The organism is Nonomuraea sp. NPDC049625, from assembly GCF_040675285.1.
Classification (GTDB): Bacteria; Actinomycetota; Actinomycetes; order Streptosporangiales; family Streptosporangiaceae; genus Nonomuraea; species Nonomuraea angiospora_A.
Map to the genome: position 1 here is coordinate 642129 of NZ_JBFAOQ010000004.1, position 6722 is coordinate 648850.

The 6722-nt window shown below is 69.9% G+C and carries 3 protein-coding genes; all 3 read right to left on the reverse strand.

What is annotated here, in order from left to right; genetic code table 11:
• Window positions 1–355: 355 nt before the first annotated feature.
• On the reverse strand, window positions 356–1249 hold the full coding sequence (locus AB0J87_RS21305) for a helix-turn-helix transcriptional regulator (protein WP_363967508.1): 894 nt from the start codon (window positions 1247–1249) through the stop codon (window positions 356–358).
• A 910-nt stretch (window positions 1250–2159) separates the two neighbouring features.
• Entirely contained in the window at window positions 2160–3131 is a 972-nt protein-coding gene (gene holA / locus AB0J87_RS21310) for a DNA polymerase III subunit delta (RefSeq protein ID WP_363967510.1), read from the reverse strand.
• A gap of 611 nt (window positions 3132–3742) precedes the next feature.
• Window positions 3743–6169 carry a ComEC/Rec2 family competence protein gene (locus AB0J87_RS21315; RefSeq protein WP_363967512.1) on the reverse strand — a complete coding sequence of 809 codons (2427 nt, stop codon included), beginning with the start codon at window positions 6167–6169 and terminating at the stop codon, window positions 3743–3745.
• Window positions 6170–6722 lie beyond the last annotated feature (553 nt).

Consider the following 6722-nt stretch of genomic DNA (forward strand, 5'->3'; position numbering starts at 1 on the left):
CGGCGAGCGGCAAGACCCAGCGCCAGATGACGCAGGACCGAACTGCGGGACCGAACAGCAGGACCGAACAGCGCAGGACCGAACGCGTGGCGGATCATCGCAGCTGCGGCCTCGTCCTCCTGAGACCGGCTGTCCCCGCGCCGGACCACTGGTCCCGGTTGACGTCATCGCTGTACTCAGGCCAGGCGGCCGTCCCCGCGCGCCGGGGCTGCCGGTGGCGATCTCGCGGTAGCGGTAGGCGTACGACGGCCCTCGACGCGCGCCCATCGCGCAGACCGTGGCGGCCCGCGACGCGCGCCCATCGCGCAGACCGTGGCGGCGCGGAACCTGGCCTCCTCGGTCCCAGAGCTCCCGATTACGCGCTACGGGCCGTACGCCACCGCGCGTGCTGGTCGTTCGCGTCATCACGCGCCCAGAGCGCCAGCAGTTTCAGCGAATCGTAGGCGGCCGTGCCGGGCTCGGGGTTGAAGACCAGGATCGACAGGTCCGGGTCGGCAGCCAGATAGAGGCTCTCGTACGGCAGGTCCATACGGCCGACGACCGGGTGGTCGACCGGCTTGATCCCACTCGAGTGGCGATGCACGTTCTGGGACGCCCATCGGGTGGCGAACTCGTCATTGTCGAGCAGGTCCTCGATGAGGTCGGCGAGGTCGTGATCGTGCGGCTGCACGCCGAGCTCCGCGCGCAGGATCGCGGCGATGTTGTCAGCGACAGAACTCCAGTCGACCCACAGCGCACGGGCCGCCGCCTCGTTCCGGAAGTGGAACCAGGCGGCGTTCACCGGGTCGCGGGTACCGTCGTACATCGGCGCGTACAGGGCCCGGCCCACCAGATTGACCGCGACGATGTCCAGGCGCTTGTTCAGCGCGAACGCCGGCACGTCACCGAGCGCGTCCAGCAGGTACTGCACCTGCGGCCGCACGTGCCGCACGATCCGCACAGGTGCGCCGCCCTCACTCGAAGCCAGAAACAGCCGGCCAAGGTGCTCACGCTCGACGTCGTCGAGACGCAGCACCCGCGCGACGGCATTGATGACCGACGGCGACGCGCCCGCCGCGTCGCCACGCTCCAGGCGCGTGTAGTACTCAACGCTGATGCCCGCCAGCAGAGCAACCTCCTCCCGGCGCAGCCCCTTCACCCTGCGCCGCAGGTCGCGCCCGGGGATGCCGACGTCGCCGGGACTCACGCGGGCGCGACGAGTCACCAGGAAATCGCGGATCCGAGCGCGAATCTCTCTGTTGTCAGCCATACCTCCAGGTTATGAGCCTGAGCCTGGCCCGAGGACTCCCTTCTCAGTGCCCCTCACCGCCGCGAAATCCATGCCCCATTGACCCCGGACCCGCGTCCCGACAACGCCTGACCGAACAACACGGCCCGCCCCAGCCACCCCTAGGCATCCAGCTGCCTATCCTCGCCCCCGACACCCGGCCGCCTATCCTCGCCACCAGCCACCCAGCGAACCCGGCAGCCCCGACACCCGGTACTCGCCGCGCGAGCCCAGCGGCCCAGGACTGGGGCCCGGAACCCTGCACCTCCGCCAGCCCAGCGGCCCGGCACCCGGCACCATCGCCTGGCCCAGCCCGCCTTCACCACCCCCAGCGGCCCAGAGCCGGCGCCCGGAACCCGATACTCGCCGCGCGAACCCAGCGGCCCAGGACCGGGGCCCGGAACCCTGCACCTCCGCCAGCCCAGCGGCCCGGCACCCGGCACCATCGCCTGGCCCAGCCCGCCTTCACCACCCCCAGCGGCCCAGAGCCGGCGCCCGGAACCCTGCACCCGCGCCAGCCCAGCGACGCGGAACCCTGCACCCGGCCCGCTACCGCCTGGCCCAGCCGGCCTTCACCGCTCCCCAGCGGTTCCGTGACGCGTGGGCCGACCCCTCATCGCCTGACACTCGCCCACGCTTTTGCCACCCGCCCGGTTACCGTTCGACGTGCCCTGCGAACGTCCGCTCCCGCACCCCAGCCCACGCTCAGCCGACGACCTAAGCCGCCTCCGTACACGCGCTGCCGACCACACGCCCGACCAGCCCGTTCACCGCACCACCCCATACGCCGAGCCGACGCCCAAGCCTGACCTCGATGTCCCGGTACAGCCAGTCCGTATGGACCTCCCCGGCCTGGCACCTACCGGGACCAGGGTGGGGCATCGACCGCCGACTACCGCCCCGTGCGACTGGCCACGATCACCTGCACCGCGTGCTCCAACGCGTACGCCGGGTCCGCTCCCCCACCCTTGACCTGCTCATCCGCACCCGCCACAGCCTGGATCGCCCTGGACAGCCCTTCAGGCCCCCACCCGTTCAGCTGCCGCTTCACCCGATCGACCTTCCACGGCGGCATGCCGACATGGCTGGCCAACTGTCCGCCTCGGAGGTTGCGCGGTGCGCTGCCGACCTTGGCCAGCGACCGCAGGCCCCCGGCAAGTGCACTCACCAGCAGTACGGGCGCGACCCCGGTGCCGAGAGCCCACCGCAGTTGCTCCAGCGCGTCGGCCAATCGCCCCTCGACAGCGGAGTCGGCCACGTTGAACCCGGTGACCTCGGCCCGGCCCTTGTGATAGCGAGCCACGGCGGCCGCGCTGATCGTCTTGTCCTCCGTGTCGAACACCAGCTGGCTGCACGCCGCCGCCAGCTCCCGCAGGTCGTTGCCCACGGCATCGAGCAACGCCTGAGCCGCGTCCCCGGAGATGCCCCGCCCGGCCCGCTTGAACTCCCCCTTGATGAAGTCCAGCCGCTCCCCCGCCTTGGTGACCTTGTTGACCGTGACCACCGTGGCCCCGGCCTTCTTCACCCCGTCGACCAGCGCCTTCCCCTTCACCCCGCCCGGGTGCGACAGGACGAGCACGGTGTCGTCGGAGGGCTGTTTGGCATAGGTGACGACCTCGGTGATGACGTCCTTGGAAAGATCCTGAGCCGACCGGATCACCACCACGGAACGATCGCCGAAGAGCGACGGAGAGGTCAGCTGCGTCAGCTCACCGACCGCGATCTTCCCGCCCATGAGGTCTTGCACCTCGGCTTGCGGGTCGCCGGCCCGCGCCGCCGCGACGACATTGCTCACCGCCCGCTCGGCCAGCAGCTCCTCATCACCGAGGACCAGGGTCACAGGTGCTGGATCGGTTCCCGCCATGTCAGGCAGCATGCCATGCGTCACCGACAACCCGGTACTCGGAGCACACCCCGTACACGCCACCGGGCCCTGACGCTCTTCGCGGCTCCGGCCCGCACCGCAACCCTCAGACCCGGCCCGCAACCCTCAGGCCCGATCCGCAACCCTCAGACCCGATCCACAGCCCTCAGACCCGATCCACAGCCCTCAGACCCGATCCGCAACCCTCAGACCCGATCCGCAACCCTCAGACCCGATCCGGAGCATGCACTGTCGCGAACACAACGGAAACGACCACGCGCAGCCCCAGCCCTCACGGCCATAGGCCCCGGACACCTACCCGCGCAGCTGAAGTTCGCCGCCGCCTGTACCCACCAGACGGACCAAGTGCCTCTGGACACGCTCACCTGAGGCCCTGCGGTCCAAGGCGGGACCGCCCGCTCCGGGCACCATGGCGGGGACGGGCTTTGGAGGCAACGAGCTGTGGGGCCACGGGCTGGCGGGCCACGGGCGGGGGGCCACGGGGTGGGGAGCACGGGTGGGGAGCCACGGGTGCAGGTCCACGGGTGCAGATCCACGGGTGCAGGTCCACGGGTGCAGGGCCACGGGTGCAGGTCCACGGGCCACGGGGACTATGGGCCGCGGGGAACCACTGCCATCCGCCCCTCCCGCTCCACGATGGCCAGGTCGCCGGACTGGTCGGTCCGGTAGACGCTGGCTCCCAGCCGACGCAGGATGGCAAGCGTGGACAAGGCGGGATGGCCGTAGTCGTTGTCGGCGCCCACGCTGATCAAGGCTGCCCGTGCGCCGACAGCCGACAAGAAGGCCGGGGATTGCCGGTTGGACCCATGGTGCGGGGTCTTGAGGATGTCGGCCCGTACCGCAGTCCGGCGCAACAGCTCATCCTGCGCCTCCGTCTCCAGATCACCGCTGAGCAGAACGGATCCGGACCGCCAGCGTACGTGGACGACCACGCTGGAGTTGTTGATCGCGCTACCCTCCCCCTGCCCGCTCATCTCGCCCAAGGTGGGATCAGGACCCAGCACGGTCAGCTCTGACGGGCCGAAGCGCCACCGAGTTCCGGGTGAGGCCGTCCATTGCGGTATCCCACGGCGTGCCAGCGTGGCCGAGAGATGCGCGATGGCTCGCGCGTTCGTGGGCTGCGGGCTGACGACCACGGCGCCGACGCGGCGGTCGCGGAGTACGCCGGGGAGGCCGTTCACATGGTCGGCGTGCGGATGGGTGAGGATCAGGAGGGGTACGTCACCGACGCCGATCCTGCGCAGGCACCGATCCATGACGATCGGATCAGGCCCGGTGTCGACCACGATCCCTCTTCCCGGTCCCGCCGCCACGACGAGCCCGTCCCCCTGCCCAACGTCACACATCACCATCAACCACCCCTTGGGCGGCCAGGAGCCGACGATGGGCCGGATCACCAGTACGGCGGCCAAGACCGCCCCGGCCACGGTCACCGCCACGGCCCTCCACGCCCTGCGTCGCAGGATCGGCACGGCGATCGCCACCGCGAGCAGCAGCAACCCCAATCCCGGGAGCCCGCCTGGCCACGGCACGGTGGCGAAAGGCAGGTTCACTGCCCAGCGGGCGACGATGATGATCCATCCGACTGCGTAACCGGCCGGGACGACGAGAAGCTCCGCGCCGCCGGACCATACGGGCGCCACCAGGGCGGCGCCGAAACCGAGCAACGTCGCAGGGGCCACCGCCGGGGCGACGAGCAGGTTGGCGATCACGGCGACGGGCGTCAACTGCCCCGACATCAGCACCAGAATGGGCGTCACCGCCACCTGCGCGGCCACCGGCACGACAACCGCCTCAGCCATCCAGCGCGGCCACCGATACGGCCCCCTGGAGCCGCCCCCAGTCGTCGACGGCAGAGCCCGCTCCGACTGGAGCTCAGGATTCGACTGCAGGCTGTTGTCTGGACGCAGGCTTCGGTCCGGGCGCAGGCTGTGGTCAGGCTGCATGCCGAGGTTCGGGCGCAGGCTTCGGTCGAGGCACAGGCTGTGGTCCCGATGCAGGTCGGGCGCGGGGTCAGGGCCCACAGTTCGGCCTAGGTGCAGACTTCCATCCGCATGCAGGCTGTGGTTCGGGCGGGGGGTGTGTTGTCGCCGCAGACCTGGCTCATCCTGTGGGTCACGATCAGGGTGCTTACTGTGTCTTGTGTTGTTCTGATCGTCGGTGTCGTCCTCGGCTTTTGGGGGTGACAGGCGGTCGCGCCAGCGTGGGGCGAGGATGAGGATTCCGGCCGTGGCTGCTACCGAGAGGGCGAAGCCGTACGAACGGGATAGTTCTGGGGCGAACAGCACCAGGAGGAGGACCGTTGCCGACAGGGCCGCGAGGCCGTCCTTTGCTCGGCCTGTGCCCAGTGCAATGGCGGCGGCAAGGCCCATCAGGAGGGCGCGTAGAACGCTTGGCGAGGGGCGGGCAACCACGGCGAACGCGAGCATCGCGATGGCAGCGAATACAGCCCTCACCGGGAGGGAGAGCCCGATGAGGCGGGAGAGGGCGAGGGCGGCGCCTGCCACGATTGCGAGGTTTGCTCCGCTCACTGCGTTCAAGTGGCTCAGGCCGGCCTCCTTGAGGTCGGACGACACTTGGGGATCCATGCGTGAGACGTCGCCGACGACCAAACCCGGCAGGAGGCCTTGCTGGTCCGCGGGGAGGGTGGCGGCGGCCGCCCGTAGGCCCGATCTGAGGCTGCTCGCGGCTGTTTGGAGCATGGACGGGGGTGTCAGGACTCGTGGCGGACCTTGCACCAGGAGGATGGCTGCTACGAGGTCGCCTGGGGTTGGCTTGGCCAGGCGGCCGGTCACTTCGACGTGCTGGCTGGGGAGCAGGGTGCTCCAGTCGTGTCCGTTGGCGAAGACGGTGATGGGGACGTTGACGGCCTGGCGGTTGCCGGCTGTTTGGATGATCTCCAGGGTGGCCGGGATCACGTAGCTCTCTTGGTTGAAGTGACCGCTTCTGCTTTGTCTGCGCTTGGGGTCGTCCGTTAGGGCGATCTGGGCCTTGATAGAGGTGTTCTTCCTGGCCAAGTCGGCTGTTGGGCCGGTGGTCAGGGCGTGGACCCTGAGGGCGATCGACGCTGAGGCAGCGGCCGCGCAGATGAGGGTGGCAATGGTGATGTTGCGCCAGGGGGTGGGGTGAGGTGGTCGCCGTGCGTCCCGTTGGGGGTGCGGGTTCTGATGCTGGTTGGTCTGGTCGGAAGGGAGACAGGGTTCTCGCCACGTCCGCAGGGGTGGGGAGGGTGGATCCCATGCAGGGTGGTCGGTGTTGGTGGGTGACTGTGAACGTCCAACCGTGGACCACGGATGCCGATTCGTGAGCTTGGCGAGCTTGCTGGCCAGACTCGTCAGCAAGATCGGGGAGTGGGTGGGCCAGGGCCAGATGCGGCTGGCGAGGTGCTGGGCGGGCATGTTCCCGCGCTTGGCGGCCCAGTCCTCGCACCGGGTGGCCGGGTCCCCGTGCTGGGTGGTTGAGCCTTCGTGCCGGGTGGCCGGGTCCCCGTGCTGGGTGGTTGAGCCTTCGTGCCGGGTGGCCGGGTCCCCGTGCTGGGTGGTTGAGCCTTCGTGCCGGGTGGCCGGGTCC